This window comes from Paraglaciecola sp. G1-13, from assembly GCF_055809255.1.
The window spans coordinates 1,933,855-1,951,852 of sequence record NZ_CM147903.1; the positions used below are offsets into that span (position 1 = coordinate 1,933,855).

At 43.1% G+C, this 17,998-nt stretch carries 9 protein-coding genes; all 9 read left to right on the forward strand.

Annotated elements, in window-relative coordinates:
* Nucleotides 1-33 precede the first annotated feature (33 nt).
* The 9 genes from AC0L6N_RS08065 (at nt 34) to AC0L6N_RS08105 (ending at nt 17,972) form a co-directional block, all read left to right on the forward strand.
* Entirely contained in the window at nt 34-1,380 is a 1,347-nt protein-coding gene (locus tag AC0L6N_RS08065; RefSeq protein ID WP_473480373.1) for a sodium-dependent transporter, read from the forward strand.
* A gap of 2 nt (nt 1,381-1,382) precedes the next feature.
* A complete protein-coding gene (nhaC, locus tag AC0L6N_RS08070; RefSeq protein WP_473481283.1) occupies nt 1,383-2,900 on the forward strand; it encodes a Na+/H+ antiporter NhaC in 1,518 nt (505 codons plus the stop codon).
* Nucleotides 2,901-2,999: 99 nt separating this feature from the next.
* A complete protein-coding gene (pepN, locus tag AC0L6N_RS08075; RefSeq protein WP_473480374.1) occupies nt 3,000-5,624 on the forward strand; it encodes an aminopeptidase N in 2,625 nt (874 codons plus the stop codon).
* Nucleotides 5,624-5,845 carry a DUF2835 family protein gene (locus AC0L6N_RS08080; RefSeq protein ID WP_006993987.1) on the forward strand — a complete coding sequence of 74 codons (222 nt, stop codon included), beginning with the start codon at nt 5,624-5,626 and terminating at the stop codon, nt 5,843-5,845. Before pepN ends, AC0L6N_RS08080 begins: the two co-directional genes overlap by 1 nt.
* 180 nt (nt 5,846-6,025) lie before the next feature.
* Complete coding sequence (locus AC0L6N_RS08085) at nt 6,026-8,092, forward strand: DUF1302 domain-containing protein (RefSeq protein WP_473480376.1); 2,067 nt, start codon at nt 6,026-6,028, stop codon at nt 8,090-8,092.
* Between the two features lie 10 nt (nt 8,093-8,102).
* A complete protein-coding gene (locus tag AC0L6N_RS08090; RefSeq protein WP_011574810.1) occupies nt 8,103-9,470 on the forward strand; it encodes a DUF1329 domain-containing protein in 1,368 nt (455 codons plus the stop codon).
* Between the two features lie 58 nt (nt 9,471-9,528).
* A complete protein-coding gene (locus tag AC0L6N_RS08095) occupies nt 9,529-10,527 on the forward strand; it encodes a YCF48-related protein (RefSeq protein ID WP_473480378.1) in 999 nt (332 codons plus the stop codon).
* Nucleotides 10,528-10,533: 6 nt separating this feature from the next.
* Nucleotides 10,534-12,849: an efflux RND transporter permease subunit gene (locus AC0L6N_RS08100; RefSeq protein ID WP_473480380.1), complete on the forward strand. Its 2,316-nt coding sequence runs from the start codon at nt 10,534-10,536 to the stop codon at nt 12,847-12,849.
* Nucleotides 12,850-13,133: 284 nt separating this feature from the next.
* Nucleotides 13,134-17,972 carry an NAD-glutamate dehydrogenase gene (locus AC0L6N_RS08105; RefSeq protein WP_473480382.1) on the forward strand — a complete coding sequence of 1,613 codons (4,839 nt, stop codon included), beginning with the start codon at nt 13,134-13,136 and terminating at the stop codon, nt 17,970-17,972.
* The last annotated feature ends 26 nt before the right edge of the window (nt 17,973-17,998 follow it).

Below are 17,998 nucleotides of genomic sequence, written 5' to 3' on the forward strand. Positions count from 1 at the left end.
TCATAAAAACTACAATAATGATAAAGGTGATTGATGAGTGCACGCGGAGAATTTTCGTCTCGTATAGGTTTTGTTCTAGCAGCGGCAGGGTCAGCTGTTGGTTTAGGTAATATTTGGGGGTTTCCGACTCAAGTTGCCAGTAACGGCGGTGCAGCGTTTGTACTCGTATACATTTTACTGGCGTTTGTGTTGGCTTATCCGGTCTTGATGGCCGAGCTTATTATTGGTCGTGCAACGCGCGCCAATATGGTGGACGCTCTAGGCAAAATATCAAACAGCAATATTGGCCGTGCAACGGGAGTATGGGGCTTTGTTACGGTTTCTATGATCCTCGCCTTTTATGCCATTGTTGCTGGTTGGATGATCAGTTATTTCTTCGAGTCCTTCACGCAAATTATTGGCCTAGACGAAGCGTCTCAATGGCTTACTGGCTCATCTACTGCCCGCAGTTTAATTTTTTGTGGTTTGTTTATTGCGTTAACCGCTTCTATTGTCGTCGGCGGTGTGAGCGATGGTATCGAGCGCTGGTCAGTAAGATTAATGCCCACTTTGATTTTGATTATCTTACTGTTAATCGGCTATGTAGCCACCTTGGACGGGGCGATGGATGGCTGGAAGGCCTATTTAGTGCCAGATTTTAGTGCCATTTTAAATGCTGAATTGCTTATTAGTGCCATGGGGCAAGCATTCTTTTCTATGTCTCTGGGTGTGGGCACCATGCTAGTTTACGGCTCTTATGTGAGTAAAAATGAAAACTTACCTGTGCTTGGTGCATCCGTCGCGTTAGTCGATATTGGTGTTGCGATTTTGGCTGGCATGTTGATTATCCCTGCAATGTACGTAGCCCTGAATAATGGCGTACAAATATTTGCTGAAAATGGCGAGCTTATCGCCGGAGATAGTCTTATTTTCACCGTGTTGCCAGCACTCTTTAATACAATGGGCGTGGTAGGTTACTTTGTCGCTTTCGCTTTTTTTGCATTAATGGTCATAGCTGCATTAACGTCGTCTATTTCGATGCTCGAAGTGCCCGTTGCATATGTCGTTGAAAGTAAAGGACTCGCCCGTAAAAAAGCGGTTTGGCTACTTGGCACCATTATTTTCATTATGAGCAGTACAATTATTTTCAATTTTGGTGCGCTATTTGGGCTGGTGATATCTGTTACCACTGAGTATAGCCAGCCACTGCTTGGATTAGCGCTGAGTATTTTTGTTGGCTGGGTATGGAAGCGAGATCAGATCCTAGCCGAAATAAAGCATGGTAATGAACAAGCTGAGCATAGCTTTTTCTGGAAAATTTGGCCTTGGTATCTGAAGTTCGTGTGTCCGGTTATCATCCTTTTTATGTTCATCCGTTCACTTAATATTTTGGATTTCTAATGATGGAAAATACAACAATAAAACAAAAGAAAGAGCCTAGTTTATTAGATGCCCTTATTCCATTAGTGGTTCTAGTGACATTATTGAGTACATCGGTATTTTTGTTTTCTGATAACTCATCGTTTGGCCCGAATCAGATTGCCTTACTTTTTTCTATGGGTGTCGCAGCTGTTATCGGTTTAAAAAACGGCTACACCTGGACGGAAATTGAGCAAGGCATCGTAAAAGGGATTTCATTGTCCCTTGGGGCGATACTGATCCTATTAGCCGTGGGGGCACTCATTGGGACGTGGATGTTGTCAGGCACAGTACCTACACTTATTTATTTTGGTTTAGAACTGTTAAATCCTTCATTCTTTTATGCCGCAACTTGCTTGATATGTGCCATTGTCGCCATGAGTATCGGCAGTTCTTGGACAACAGCTGCAACCGTTGGTGTTGCTCTGATGGGCGTAGCGTCAGGAATGGGGATGTCTGATGCGGTAACCGCAGGTGCGGTTATATCGGGTGCCTATTTTGGGGATAAGATATCGCCGTTGTCGGAGACCACCAACCTTGCGCCAGCTGTCGCTGGAACTGAACTATTCGAGCATATTCGCTACATGCTGTGGACGACTGTCCCGAGTTTTGTAATAGCCTTGATTCTGTTTACGATAATTGGATTTTCTGGCGCAGAGTCAGACACATCGAGCAACATCGAACAAATGCAAACCTTGCTTGCTCAAGAGTTTAATATTAGCTGGGTGATGCTAGTGCCTTTAGTCGTTCTATTGACCTTAGCCATTAAAAAAATGCCAGCTTTTCCAGCGGTCGCCATTGGTGCTCTGTTGGGCGGTTTGTGGGCAGTGATATTTCAACCTGATGTAATACAGAGCATGTTAGATGAAAGCCAACAGGGCGTTTTGGGTGTAGCGTCTGTGGTGTGGACTTCGTTATTCGATGGCGTTGCATTTACCACGGCCGATGAAAATCTAAATGCGCTACTTAGTCGCGGTGGTATGTCAAGCATGCTAAATACCATTTGGCTAATTATCTGCGCTATGAGTTTTGGTGCGGTGCTCGAGCGTACTGGATTATTAAAAGCGGTTGTTGCGCTGTTTTTACGTGGTGCCAAATCTGCTGGCAGTATGATTAGTCGTACTATTTTGACCTGTATCGGCACCAATGTAATCACTGCTGATCAGTATATTTCTATTGTGATGCCAGGTCGTATGTATAAAGAAGAATATGCTAAACGTGGTTTACATCAGTTAAATTTATCTCGCAGTCTGGAGGATGGCGGCACAATTACCTCGCCACTCATACCTTGGAATACCTGTGGTGCCTATATGCAAGGCGTGTTGCTTGTGCATCCTTTTGATTATTTCATGTATACGTTCTTTAATTTGATTAACCCAGTATTGGCAGTTGTTTACGCCTATCTTGGGGTGAAAATATTGCGTATTCCCATTCCTGAAGTAGCGGTTGAAGTTGGCGACGAACAAGTGCCCGTGCATCAAGCTACCCAGACAAAAATCTAATAGCAGACTAAGTGATGCCGTTTGGTAGGGTGGGGCAAAAGCTTTGTGCTCAAGCATCAAACGGTATATTAGGCTCCTAGCTCATATTAAGAGGATACTATGACGGTTTCATCTCCTATTGCTAAAAAACGCAGTGATTATCAACAGCCCGATTTTTTGATTCGCCACGTCGATATGGTTTTTCACCTCGACATTCAAAAAACACGGGTAATTACTACCTGCCAATTCAGCCGAAATGGCAAGCACAATCGCCCGTTAGTGTTAGACGGTGAAAGCATCACTCTGATTAAAGTCGTCCTTAACGACAGCCTAGTTAGCGACTACGACGTGAATAGTGAACAGCTGACAATCCCCACTACGGAAGATGAATTCACCTTGTGTGTGGAAACCGCCATTAACCCTGAGGAAAATAAAACCCTGGAAGGGCTGTATTTTTCTGCCGGAGCATATTGCACTCAGTGTGAGGCTGAAGGTTTTCGAAAAATAACCTATTTTCTAGACCGCCCAGATGTGTTGGCAAAATATGATGTCACCATTTATGCCGATAAGGCGCGTTACCCTCATTTGCTTTCAAACGGTAATCAAATTGATCAAGGCCAACTTGAAGACGGTCGCCATTGGGTAAAATGGCAAGACCCTTTCAATAAACCCAGTTATTTATTTGCCTTGGTCGCGGGTGATTTCGACTTGCTGACCGACAATTTTATAACCCAAAGCGGGCGTAATGTTGCGTTAGAGTTGTACGTCGATAAAGGCGCACTGAATAAAGGTCACCACGCATTAGCATCTCTAAAAAAAGCCATGGCGTGGGATGAGCAGGTGTTTGGCTTAGAATACGATCTGGATATCTACATGGTGGTCGCCGTGGACTTCTTCAACATGGGGGCTATGGAAAACAAAGGCCTGAACGTGTTCAACAGCAAATTTGTGCTGGCTGATGCAGAGTCCGCTACTGATGATGATTTTTTCAATATTGAAGCCGTCATCGGGCATGAGTATTTTCATAACTGGACAGGCAACCGCGTTACTTGTCGAGATTGGTTCCAGTTAAGTCTAAAAGAAGGCTTAACGGTATTTCGTGATCAGCAGTTCAGTGCTGATATGTCGTCACCCGTGTTCAACCGCATTAAGAATGTACAGATAATTCGTGAACATCAGTTTGCAGAAGATGCCAGTGCTATGGCCCATCCTATACGTCCAGAAGAAGTTATCGAAATGAACAACTTCTATACGGTAACGGTGTACGACAAGGGCGCTGAAGTGATCCGCATGATGCACACCCTTCTCGGGGCGGATGGCTTCAGAAAAGGCATGGATCTTTACTTTGCTCGTTTTGATGGTCAAGCGGTCACTTGCGATGATTTTGTTCAGGCCATGCAAGATGCAACGGGCGTTAATTTAAGTCAGTTTACGCTTTGGTACAGTCAATCTGGCACCCCTAAGGTGATAGTGAGCGATGAGTTTGACGATAAAACAGGTCGTTATACGATAACCTTTAGTCAAACGACGCCGCCTACGGCAGATCAAAAAACCAAGCAAGCGCTGCACATTCCATTTCGGTTCGAGTTATTGGACGAGCAGGGGGGTGTCATCAGCGATGACTCCGTACCTGAACTAAAAGCTAAGATGGTTCAATTGACACAAGATGTGCATTCAGTCTCGGTTAATGGTTTGAAAGCCAAGCCGACACCGTCTTTGTTGCATAATTTTAGTGCGCCAGTGAAAGTGGATTATGCGTACACCCATCAGCAACTAAGCAATATAATTTTGTATTCGGGTGATGAATTTGCCCGTTGGGATGCGAGTCAAAGCTTGTACAGTCGTTGCATCCACAATTTAGCCACTGCACCCGACAGCCCCGATAATGCGTTATTCGACAGTATGCTTGAATCCATCGGCGGCGTATTTGCATTAGCTGATGCTAAACCAGCTTTGGCTGCAGCGATGATGAGTATCCCGAGCTTTGAAACTCTGAGCCAGCAAGTGGACGAAATTCAAGTGGAAGCTCTATATCATGCCCAGCGCAGCGTTCGCCATTTAATTGCGACCGCGTTATCTGACAAATGGCTTGCCTTGTATAATAAACAGGCTGTTGGCGCGTACCAGTATAAAGCGGACGATGTCGATAAGCGGCGTCTTCGTAATGTGAGTTTGAGTTATCTAGTACAGGGTGATGCCCCTAATGCAAGTGAATTGCTTCACGCGCAATTTACTCAGGCGGACAACATGACGGATAGCCTAGGGGCACTGAAAGCAGCTCAATATGGCAATCTTGAACAGTTTGATCAGTTAATGGTTAAGTTTGAAGAGCGCTGGCGTCATGATCCCCTTGTGCTTGATAAATGGTTTGCGTTGCATGCCAATATGGAACGTAGCGATATACTCGCGCGTTTACCCTTATTGCTCAGCCACGAAAAGTTCAGCTTAGACAACCCCAACAGAGTGCGTTCGGTATTGGGGAGTTTTGCTTTTTATAATGTGCTGGGTTTCCATGCTATCGACGGCAGCGGTTACAAGTTTCTAGCGGATTATCTATTGAAGCTTAATAGCGTAAATCCGCAAGTTGCTGCGCGCATCATTACGCCATTAACTCAATGGCAAAAATTTGATCCTAAACGACAAGAGTTAATGCGTTATCAATTAGCTCGGATCGCAGATTGCAAAGAGCTGAGTAAAGATTTAATCGAAAAAGTCAGCAAGAGCCTTAACTACACAACAGACTAATGCAAACTCTATACTTTCGACTAGCGCTCAGTTATGAGCGCTGTGAACCCCTGTATTTAACCAGTACACAAAACGTAATTGTGCTTGCCGACAATGGTAAAAGAGTGCAATTACCGGCTAAAAATTTACGTCCTTTCATACAACATAATGGCATTCACGGCCGATTTCGCTTAATTATCACTGACACTAATAAGATAAGTAGCTTAGAAAAAATAGTCTAATCGGTTTGTTTTTTATACAATGAATACTGCAACACATTGAAAATAAACAGGATATACGACTAAATACTGGTACGATTAGTACTTGCTATCGAGGCTATTTGGTGTAATCATTTTGTTAAATTTGAGTGGTTTAATTGAATGTCATGTTAGTACCTAGTGCTAACTAATAGGGAGGTATGGATGAGTCGTGAATTCTTCGGGTTTAAAAAGTCGCCTATAGCGTTAGGTGTTATGGGGCTTATGGGCGCAGCAATGATGCCAGCGCAAGCCGCCAGTTGGAGTGATGGCGATTGGTCAGTTACCTTTGACTCGAACTTTTCTTTGGGTACCAGCATTCGTGTTGAAGAGCGCGATTTCTCACGCGTGGGTAATAGTAACGGTGTACAGTTTGATTGGACAGGTTATAACCCTGCTACCAATCCTATTTACAGCTCAGCTGACGTGTGGGCATTAGGTACAGGTGGTTACTCGACAAATGGTGACTTAAGCACCCTGAACTACGAAAAAGGAAACCCATTTTCGACGCTGTTCAAAGGCGTGCATGAACTTGATATCCAATACAAAAACATGGGCGTTTTCATGCGTGGAATGTATTTCTACGACTTTGAAATGAAAGATAGTTCGCGGGATTGGCAGAATCCGATTACAGGTAAAACACAAGACCCTTGTGCTTCGTCTACCGCTAATGATGAACTATGTTCAGATGTACGTTTGTTAGACGCCTACTTCTACTCTGATTTCTATATCGGCGATATGCCGGTCACATTCCGAGTGGGTGACCAAGTGGTGAGCTGGGGTGAAAGTACGTTCATTCAGCATGGTATTAACTCAACCAACCCTGTGGATGTCTCTCGTGCTCAAGCACCAGGTGCTGAGCTGAAAGAAGTCTTTATTCCAGTGGGGATGGTATTCGCTCAGTTTGGTTTGACCGAAAATTTAAGCTTGTCTATGTACTACCAGTACCAGTGGGAGCGTAGCCGATTACCACAAGCAGGTAGTTACTTCGCAACCAATGATTTTGCTGGCGAAGGCGGTCAAGCGCAGAATATCCAGTTAGGTTTTAGTGGTAACCCTGATATTGATTTGGATTTCTTGTTATCAAGTTTGAACGGGCTTGGAGATTTACTACGAAGTGGTGCTGATGCAGCTCAAATAGGTCAGGCCTATTTAGCTTATCCAACTAAAGTGGCTGTGCGTGGTTATAGTGATTCTGCTCATGAAGATGCAGACGACCAAGGTCAGTACGGGATAAAAATTGGTTACTATGCAGAAGACTTGAACGAAACTGAGTTCAATTTCTATATGCTTAACTACCACAGCCAACGCCCATTAATCTCTGGGTTAACGTCTGATTTTACTTCTGCAAGTATTGCCGCTGATCTTGGTATGTTGGCCACAACTGAAATCACTAAAGACAATGTAACAGACCTTAAAGCTTTCACGAAAACAGGGTTTGTTTATCCTGAAGACTTGAAACTGTATGGCTTTAGTTTTAACACCAATGTAGGTACAACAGCTCTTGCGGGGGAAATAGCTTATCGTGTAGATGAACCTTTGCAACTTGATGACGTTGAATTGCTGTATGCTGCGATGCCACAGCAATTAGCAATTGCAGGTTTACGTCCTGATTTAGCGGGTATTTCTCAGCTAGATGGATATCAAGGATTTACAACGGGGCCTGGGGAAACGGCAACGGGCTACATTGAGTCTGACACATTGCAAATGCAAGTCACAGCAACGCATATTTTTGGCCCTGCTTTGGGCACGGATAATTTAGTGGTGTTGGGCGAAGTTGGGTATGTCAGCATTCAAGACTTCCCGGATCCAAATGTTATTCGACTAAATGGTCCTGGTTCTGTGCGTACGCCTTCGCTTGAGCCAACCGCGGATGGTAACACGCGAGAAGGTTTGCATATTGGTCTGTCTGATGGCCCAGAAACAAACCCATTCCCAACGTCGAGTGCTTGGGGCTACCGCTTACTGGCTAATGCGTCATTTAACAACGTTTTCGCTGGTATTAATCTGCAAGCACGTGGCACCTTTGCACATGATGTAAATGGTATTACACCTGATCCATTATTCTTATTTATCGAAGATAGAAAATCAGCTAGCGCGTCATTAACGTTTGATTATTTAAGCAAATGGTCAGCAACGGCTTCTTATAACACGTTCTGGGGCGGTCAAGGCACCACCAACCAGCTGTCGGATCGTGATTATGTCTCTTTTAACATCAAGTATTCTATCTAGGAGCTATATTATGATTAGAAAATTTGCTCTCGTAGCGTCTGCAATGGCGTTAACATTTAATTCTGGCTTGATTCAAGCCAAGGTATCTGAAACTGAAGCCGCTAAACTAGGCGCTGAATTGTCGCCAGTTGGTGCTGTTGTAGCGGGCAACGCTGACGGCAGTATTCCTGCGTGGACCGGTGGTATTACCGAAGTTCCAGCGGGTTATAAAGAAGGTGATTTTCACCCTGACCCATATGCTGATGATAAAGTGTTGTTTACTATTACCGCTAAAAATTACCAAGAATACTCAGCGTTTTTAAGTGATGGTCAAAAAGAACTCTTTAAGGCATATCCTGACACTTATAAGATGCCGGTTTATGAAAGCCGTCGTTCAGCGTCATTGCCTCAGTTTGTGTATGATGAAACAGCTAAAAATGCGGTCATGGCCGAATTAATCCAAGGTGGCAACGGCGTCAAAAATGCAGCAATTGGTATTCCATTTCCTATTCCGCAAAATGGGGTAGAAGCAATATGGAACCATATTTTGCGCTATCGCGGTGAAACGGTAAAACGCTTTGGTGGTCAGGCTGCGCCGACTGCATCTGGCGATTACAACGTGATCGGTTTTGACGAAGAGTTGATTCAAAAATACTCGGCAAAAGACGCGACACGTGAGAAACTGCTCGAAGAAAACGTCATTTCGAAATTTAAGCAAAGTGTTACGTCTCCTGCGCGTTTAGCCGGTACTGCTTTATTGGTACATGAAACCATGGACCAAATTCGTGAACCGCGTCAAGCATGGACATACAACACAGGTCAACGCCGTGTTCGTCGTGCTCCTAACGTTGCATATGATGCCCCAGGTACGGCGTCAGATGGCTTAAGAACATCCGATGACTTTGATATGTTCAATGGTGCCCCAGATCGTTACAACTGGGAGTTAAAAGGTAAGCAAGAATTGTACGTTGCTTATAATAATTACCACCTACACAGCGATAAAGTGAAGTACGAAGACATTCTTAAACCAGGTCATATCAATCCAGATTTAACACGCTTTGAGAAACATCGCGTCTGGGTTGTGGAAGCAACTCTTAAACCTGAGTTTCGTCATATTTATCAAAAACGCGTGTTCTTTATTGATGAAGACAGCTGGCAGATCCAAGTTGCGGACATGTACGATAATCGTAACGAGTTGTATCGTGTAGGCATATCTCATGGTATTAACTATTATGAAGTTCCTACTCAGTGGTCGACATTAGATGTTTATCATGACTTGAACTCTCGTCGTTATCTCGCTTTAGGATTAGATAATGAAGAGAAAATGTATGAATTTAATGTAGATTTAAAAGATCGCGAATTTACCCCTGAGGCCATGCGCCGAGCCGGTAGACGCTAATCGAGAAAGAACGGTTGGCCATTGCCAACCGTTTTCATTTTTATGGAACCCAATTACTATGAAATTATCCCTTGCAAGTGCAGTGATTGCCGTTTTACTTGCGCCTTTAGCGTCTATCCAAGCCGCTCAGAGTAGTTTTCAAGCCCCTCTCGTTGACCAGTCTTTATTACTTGATATCGCCCACAGCGGTGACCAACTTATTGCCGTAGGTGAACGCGGACACATTATTCGTTCAACTGATGGTCAGGCATGGCAACAGATGGATGTACCGTCAACATCGACTTTGACTGGCGTTTATTTTGTTGGCCAACAAGGCTGGGCAGTCGGTCATGACTTCATCATTTTACATACTCAAAACAATGGCCTCGATTGGGAAATACAACATTTCGCTCCAGAACAAGAACGCCCATTGTTGGACGTTGTCTTTTTCAATGAAAATGAGGGCATTGCGATTGGCGCCTATGGCGCGTTTTTGCGCACTGAAGATGGCGGTAAATCATGGCGTAATGAATTACACGCCGAATTTGTGAATCAAGCTGACCAAGAGTATCTAAATGAATTACGCCTTGAAGATGAAGCGTTTTACCAGGAAGAACTCGCCGCCATTTTACCTCACTTAAACAGTGTTTCTGTTTCTGGCAATGAAGTTTATTTAGCTGGGGAAGCAGGCCTGCTAGCGATGAGTTCAGACAAAGGCCAAACGTGGAAAAGAATGGATATTGACTATCATGGCTCCTTTTTTAACATCGCCAAAACCGAGTCTGGCGATCTGATTGCCACAGGTCTTCGCGGAAATGTATTTAGTTACAACAGTGAATTGCAAAAGTGGCAAGCTGTTGACTCAGGTAGCAAGGCATCCATGAACGGTATTGTTTCTGTGGACGAGTCTCGTACGGTATTGCTTGGCAATAATGGCGCCGTGGTGACTATGCAGGGCGACGATGTTGACTATAAGCAACAAAGCGATGGCCAAGCGCTTATCAATGGTGTGTTGTTCAACAATCAAATTATCGCAGTGTCGGTCGACGGCATTAAACATTTGCAGCAAGCACGGTAGTCGTTCATGAGTAATATTATAAAATTTTTAGAATCCTTGATTTTCAAAAACCGTATCGCCGTTCTGTTGCTCTTTTTGGTAGCGACTATTTTTCTCGGATACCAATCGTCACAACTCCGTCTAGATGCAGGCTTTACCAAGAATATCCCCCTTAATCATGAGTACATGCAAAACTACATGAAGCATGTCAATGATTTTGGTGGTGCGAATAGTATTTTGGTCTCTGTTTGTGACAAAGACGGTGACATCTTTAATCAAAACTTTTTTGATACGTTGAAAGACGTACACGATCAGTTATTTTTCATTAATGGTGTTGACCGCTCTTTGGTGAAATCACTCTTTTCATCCTCAACACGATTTACTGAGATTGTAGAGGGTGGTTTTGCAGGTGGTCCGGTTATCCCTGCTGATTTCAATTCTTCTGAGCAACGTGGCTTAGATAAAGTGTCATCCAACATTGAAAAAGCAGGTATTGTCGGCAGTTTGGTGTCTGATGATTATCAGTGTGCCATGGTCAACGCAAAATTATTGGATTTGGATCCAGAAACGGGTGAGAAGCTTGACACTCTGGCCTTAGCGGATGAGCTCGAAACTCAGCTTCGTGGTCAGTTTGAAACCGACGATATCTCTATACATATTATTGGCTTTGCAAAGATGATTGGTGATGTGGCCAATGGTGCTAAAGACGTATTGGTGTTTTTTGCCATCGCTATTGCGATTACCGCAGTGCTCGTTTATTTCTTCTGTAAATCGCTGATGTTGACCGTATTACCACTGCTGTGTTCAATCATTGCGGTGATTTGGCAGATGGGGTTGCTCACGTTACTGGGTTTTGGTCTTGACCCCATGTCGATATTAGTGCCTTTCCTCGTTTTTGCGATTGGGATTAGTCATGGTGTACAAATGATCAATTCTGTCGGCAAAGAGGTCACTAAAGGCAGTTCCTCGTTTGACGCTGCTAAGCTGGCCTTTACCACCTTGTTAATACCTGGTGGCGTGGCGCTACTGTCCGACACGATTGGCTTTATGACATTATTGGTTATTGATATTGGTATCATTCGCGAGCTTGCTATCACGGCAAGTATGGGGGTGGCGGTAATCATTTTAACGAACTTATTGTTGCTGCCTGTGCTGATGTCTTTCGTTAAATTTAGCGAAAAATATAAGCAAAAATTTGCAGGTAAGGAAAATCGCGCAGATAAGTTTTGGGATGGGATAGCAGCATGCTCTAGCCCGAAAGTGGCGATTGTTATACTCGTTGTCACCGCAGTCTTATTTGGTTTCGGTTGGATGCAAGCCCAAAAAATGAAAATTGGTGATTTGCACGCTGGTGCGCCTGCGCTTCATGCATCGTCTCGTTACAATCAAGACACGTTTTTGATTACTGACAAATATGAAATCAGCACTGATTACATGTCGATTCTGGTCGAAGCGACCAAAGATGCTTGTACTTCATATGACGTGATGAATTCAATTGACGAACTACAATGGCGCATGAGCAATATCGAGGGTGTGCAATCTGCAGTTAGCTTAGCCTCGGTGGCTAAAATTATTAATGCGGGCTACAACGAAGGAAACGCGAAATGGCGTGTAATTCCGCGCAATCAACAAACTTTAGTTCAGGATATCGCGCGGGTTGATACCTCATCTGGTTTGTTAAATGGTGATTGTTCTGTGATGCCGATTATTCTGTTTATGGAAGATCACAAAGCAGAAACCATTAATCGTGTGGTTGATGCGGTAAAAGCTTATCGTGTTGATTTTGAGACACCTGAATTGCAATTTAAATTAGCCTCTGGGCCAATTGGGGTTATGGCCGCTCAAAATGAAGCGGTTGAAGCATCTCAAGATCCTATGATGTTATACGTGTTCGGGGCCGTTATTCTATTATGCTTGCTGAGCTTTAAGTCTTTACGTGCAACACTTGCGGTGGTTATTCCTTTGTATGTGGTATCGGTTTTAGCCCAGGCGTTAATGACGTATTTGCAGATTGGTTTAACGGTTTCTACATTGCCGGTTATTGCGCTAGGCGTGGGTATCGGTGTTGATTATGGTATTTATATCTTATCGACTATGAATGCGAAATTAAAAGCGGGTATGGCTGTGCGTCAAGCGTACTTTGAAGCACTTAAAGAGCGGGGCAGTGCCGTATTGTTTACTGGTGCAACCTTGGCCGTTGGCGTAAGTACTTGGGTATTCTCATCACTTAAATTCCAAATGGATATGGGAATTTTACTCACGTTCATGTTTATCGTGAATATGATGGGGGCAATTATTGTATTACCCGCATTAGCCAGTGTGTTTTGGCGCAAACAAAAATAATTCCGCATAATTATTTAAAAATTTGCATAAAAAAGGCCGTAAGGCCTTTTTTTATGTTCGAAATTCAAATAACTATATTAGTTGTAAATACGGCGTAAATTTAGGGCTTTTCAAGGCCGAAAATTTTAGCGAGAATAGCGTTATAAAGGCTAAAAACTGTATATATCTCAGTCTATTGTCTAGTCTCATTAATTGTCGTCGATAGAACTAACACTGTAACAATTTGTTAATGCATCGATTAAATACCACTGTTACTTCCATAAAAGTAAGGAATAGGTAAATTCATGACGGTTGCAACACACCAGCATTCAGTTTTGTTAGAAAACGTAGTCAAACTCATTGAGAAGAAAGTCGATAAATCCCAAGTTGACCTTGTAAAAAATTTCTCGCGTATTTTGTTCAACAATATTTCCCCAGAAGATCTTGATAATCGCAATGACAGCGATCTTTACGGTGCAACATTGAGTCTGTGGAATAAGTTTTTAAACTTTGATGCCAGTAAGCAAATTATTCGTGTCTTCAACCCTGAAGTTGGTAAGCATGGATGGCAGTCCACCCATACTATCGTTGAAATTCTGGTTCAGGACATGCCGTTTTTAGTAGACTCAGTGCGTATGGCGCTTAACAGAATGGGTGTTACCGCTCATTTGTTGTTGCACAGCCCAATCACATTACAACGTGATGAGGAGCATAAGTTTAGTGGTTTCGTTGATGGCAAAAAGACAGTAAAAGATGCAAAAAAGGAAACAATTTTCTTAATTGAGGTAGACCGTCAGACAACCAAGAAAGCTCTAGACGCCCTCGCTACAGAGTTAATGTCTGTGGTGAATGAAGTCTTCTTGGCGGTGCAAGATTGGAATGCAATGAGTGATAAGCTCAATGCGATTATTGAAGCGTTTCCGACTAGCCCGTCGCCGGCATCAGAAGAACAGAAAGAGCAAACCATAAAATTTCTAACATGGTTAAATGATCATAATTTCACCATCATGGGATATCGCTCATACAGTGCGAAAGCGGTTAAAGGAGACTACCGTTGGTTAGCCGATAACGAATCGAGTTTAGGGTTGATGAAAAACTCAGCCAGTGAGCGCGAGCGAGTGTTATCTAATATTCCAGCTTCAGCTCGAGAAGAAGCGTTAAGTAATCACCCGTTACTGTTGACTAAAACGAACAGTCGCTCCCGTGTGCATCGCCCAGCGTATATGGATTACATCGGTATAAAACGCTTCGATGCTCAAGGAAATGTGGTAGGAGAAGACCGCTTCATTGGCCTTTATTCCGCTTCATTTTATAACAGTAGCGCTACGCAAGTACCTGTACTACAAAATAAAATTGATAACATCTGTCAAAAGTCCGGTTTTGAAAAAGACTCTCATGGTCATAAAGCATTCTTAAACATTATTGAAACCTATCCCCGAGATGAGCTATTGCAGGGCAGCGAAGATGAGTTAGCACAAATAGCCTTGGGTATTTTCCAAATGCAGGAAAGGGGGATTTCGCGTTTGTTTGTGCGTAAAGATGTGTTCGGGCGTTTTATTTCTTGTATGGTTTATGTGCCAAGAGAGCGTTACAACACCCAATTGCGAAAAGACACCCAAGTTTTGCTGCAAAAGTCATTTAACAGCCAAGAAGAAGTGGAGTTTACCACTTACTTCTCAGAATCTGTGTATGCCAGAACGCAATATATCGTTAGAGTGAAAGACAACAATTCGGAATATAATGTGAAGGAAATTGAAAAGAACATCATTGAGCTCACAAAAAGTTGGAACGATAAGTTAACCGCCACCATTCGTTCTACCTACGGTGAAGCCGCAGGCAAAGTGCTTGAACAAAAGTACGACGATGCGTTTCCCCCAAGTTATAAAGAGCATAATGTTCCTAGTGCCGCGTTAGTTGATTTAGAAAAAATCGAGTTACTCAGTGCTGAGCACACCTTGGACATGTTGTTCTATCGTCCACAAGAAGAGACAAACGACAGCGAAGTCGTCAAGTTAAAGCTATTTCACAAGAATGAACCAATACATTTATCCGCTGTATTACCCATGCTGGAAAACTTTGGCCTGCGAGTAATTGATGAAAGTCCTTATCGGGTAAAATCCAGTGACGGGGAAGTAAACTGGATCATGGAATTTTCCATGTTGCACAGCACCAGTAATCGCATGGACTTAGAGCGTGCTCAAACACTTTTCCAAAATGCCTTTGCTAAGGTTTGGTCGAATGAATTAGAAGATGACGCGTTTAACCGCTTAGTGTTAGGGGCTGGCTTGCCTGGTAGAAACGTGACTATTCTGCGTGCGTATGCCAAATACATGCGTCAAATTGGCAGTTCATTTAGTAAAGACTATATCGCTAACACCTTGGCCCATTACCCAGATATTGCCAAAATTTTGGTGTCTTTGTTTAACCAACGTTATAATCCCAAAGTGCGTCGTTCTAATAAACGCGAAGAAACTTTACTGAACGAGGTGAAAAAGCACTTAGATAATGTTTCGAATCTGGATGATGATCGGATTATTCGTCGTTACTTGGATTTGATCTTGGCCACAACACGCACCAACTTTTATCAAAGTGATGACCAAGGCAATGAAAAATCTTACGCCTCATTTAAAATGTTGCCTGAGCTCATCCCTGATATGCCGCTCCCTCGTCCGAAATTTGAGATATTTGTATATTCACCGCGTATAGAAGGTGTACACCTTCGTGGCGGAAAAGTCGCGCGTGGTGGGTTGCGTTGGTCTGATAGACAAGAAGATTTCCGTACTGAAATATTAGGTTTAGTTAAAGCGCAGCAAGTTAAAAATACCGTGATTGTTCCTGTGGGCGCTAAAGGGGGTTTTGTATGTAAAAATCTGCCGCTAAATCAAGGTCGCGAAGCGTTTCAAAAAGAAGGCCAAGCCTGTTACAAAATTTTCATCCGTAGCTTGTTAGATATAACCGATAACATCGTCGATGGTAATATTGTTCATCCTAAAGAAGTTGTGCGCTTAGATGAAGACGATGCCTATTTGGTTGTTGCTGCAGATAAAGGGACCGCGACATTCTCAGATATTGCCAACGGGATCTCAGAAGAATTTAATTTTTGGTTGGGTGATGCGTTTGCATCCGGTGGCAGTATCGGCTACGACCATAAGAAAATGGGCATCACCGCGCGCGGAGGGTGGGAGTCTGTTAAACGTCATTTCCGTGAAATGGATATTGATTGTCAAACCACAGATTTCACCTGTGTCGCCGTTGGTGATATGGCGGGTGATGTATTTGGTAATGGCATGTTGTTGTCAGAGCACACTAAATTAATATGTGCATTCAACCATTTACACATCTTCTTTGACCCCGACCCTGATATTAAAACCAGTTATGCAGAGCGTAAGCGTTTGTTCGAAAACCCATCCCTGGGATGGGATGATTATGATAAATCGCTGATCTCGACAGGTGGCGATGTATTTAGCCGCGCATCTAAATCTATCAAGCTAACAGCTGAAATGAAAAAATGGTTAGGGACCAAACAACAAACCATGACCCCTAACGAGCTTATTCATAACGTATTGCAGATGGAAGTCGACTTGCTGTGGAACGGCGGCATTGGTACATACGTAAAAAGCAGCAAAGAGAGTCACTCACAAGTTGGCGATAGAGCCAATGATGATACCCGCGTTAACGGCGCTCAGGTGAGAGCGAAAATCATAGGGGAAGGCGGTAATCTTGGTTTGACCCAACTTGGGCGAATTGAATTTGCCCGTAACGGTGGTCGCGTTAATACTGACTTCATTGATAACGTAGGCGGTGTAGATTGTTCTGATAACGAAGTTAATATCAAGATCTTACTCAATGCTCTGGTTAGTGCAGGGGACCTAACCCTGAAACAACGCAATAACTTGTTGTTTGAAATGACAGACGACGTGGGCGAATTGGTGATCCAAGATTGCTATCGTCAAACTGAGTCTATTTCCATTACTCAACTAAGCGGCGGTAGTCAGTTAAAAGAGCAACTTCGCTTTATCCATAACTTAGAAAAAGAAGGCAATCTAAATCGTGAGATTGAATTCATTCCCACTGATGATGAAATATCCGATCGCTTAGCCGCATCTCAAGGTTTGACCCGTCCTGAGCTTTCAGTATTGATTGCCTATGGAAAAATGATGTTGAAAGAACGATTCAACATACCTGAGATCACTGAGAACCCTTATCATCAAAAATTGTTGATAGGCGCCTTTCCTGAAGTCTTGCAAAAACGTTATGCGGCTCAAATGGAACAACATCCATTGCGTAGAGAAATTATCGCCACCAAGTTGACCAATAACTTGATCAATGACATGGGAATGAATTTCGTTTTTCGTATGCAAGAAGAAACGGGCGCCACGATAGATGAAATTGCCAATGCCTATTGTGTTGTTAAAGGCATCTTTGGCATGGAATCTTTATGGGAAGACGTGGAAGCGTTAGATAATAAAATTAGTGCCAATACTCAGCTGTCGATGCTTGAAAGTATGCGCCGTACTTTGCGCAGAGCATCTCGTTGGTATTTACGCCACGGCGTGAAATCCATGAGTATTCAAGATGCCATCGACAGTTACAAGTCGACGTTTGCTGACTTGTTTAAAAATCTAAAAGACTATTTGGTTGAAGACGAATACAGTGAACTTGAAGAGAACTGTACACGATTGACCAAGGAAGGTGTACCTAAAGATATCGCTTACAAAGTATCAAGCTTAAGTAATTTGTTCCCATGTTTAGATTTGGCACAAATTGCTAAAGCAGAAGGTCGCAGTATTAAATTGGTGGCCAATTTATATTTCAAATTAGGTTCGCGTTTAGAATTGCATTGGTTCTTGGAACAGATAAACCATCAAACAGTGTCGAATCATTGGCAAGCATTGGCTAGAGCATCTTATCGTGAAGAACTTGACTGGCAACAACGTGCGTTGGCAACAGTTTTGCTAAATGGTGCACTTGAATGTGATGATGCAGAAATTATTTTAGGTACATGGATGGAACATAATCAGGCTCTATTAGAGCGCTGGTATAGTATGATGTCGGAATTCAAAACCAGTAGTACTCATGAATTTGCGAAATTTTCGGTCGCATTACGTGAATTAATGTTGCTTAGCATTAACGCTAACGCTTAATATTAAACGTACGGTCTATAATGCCC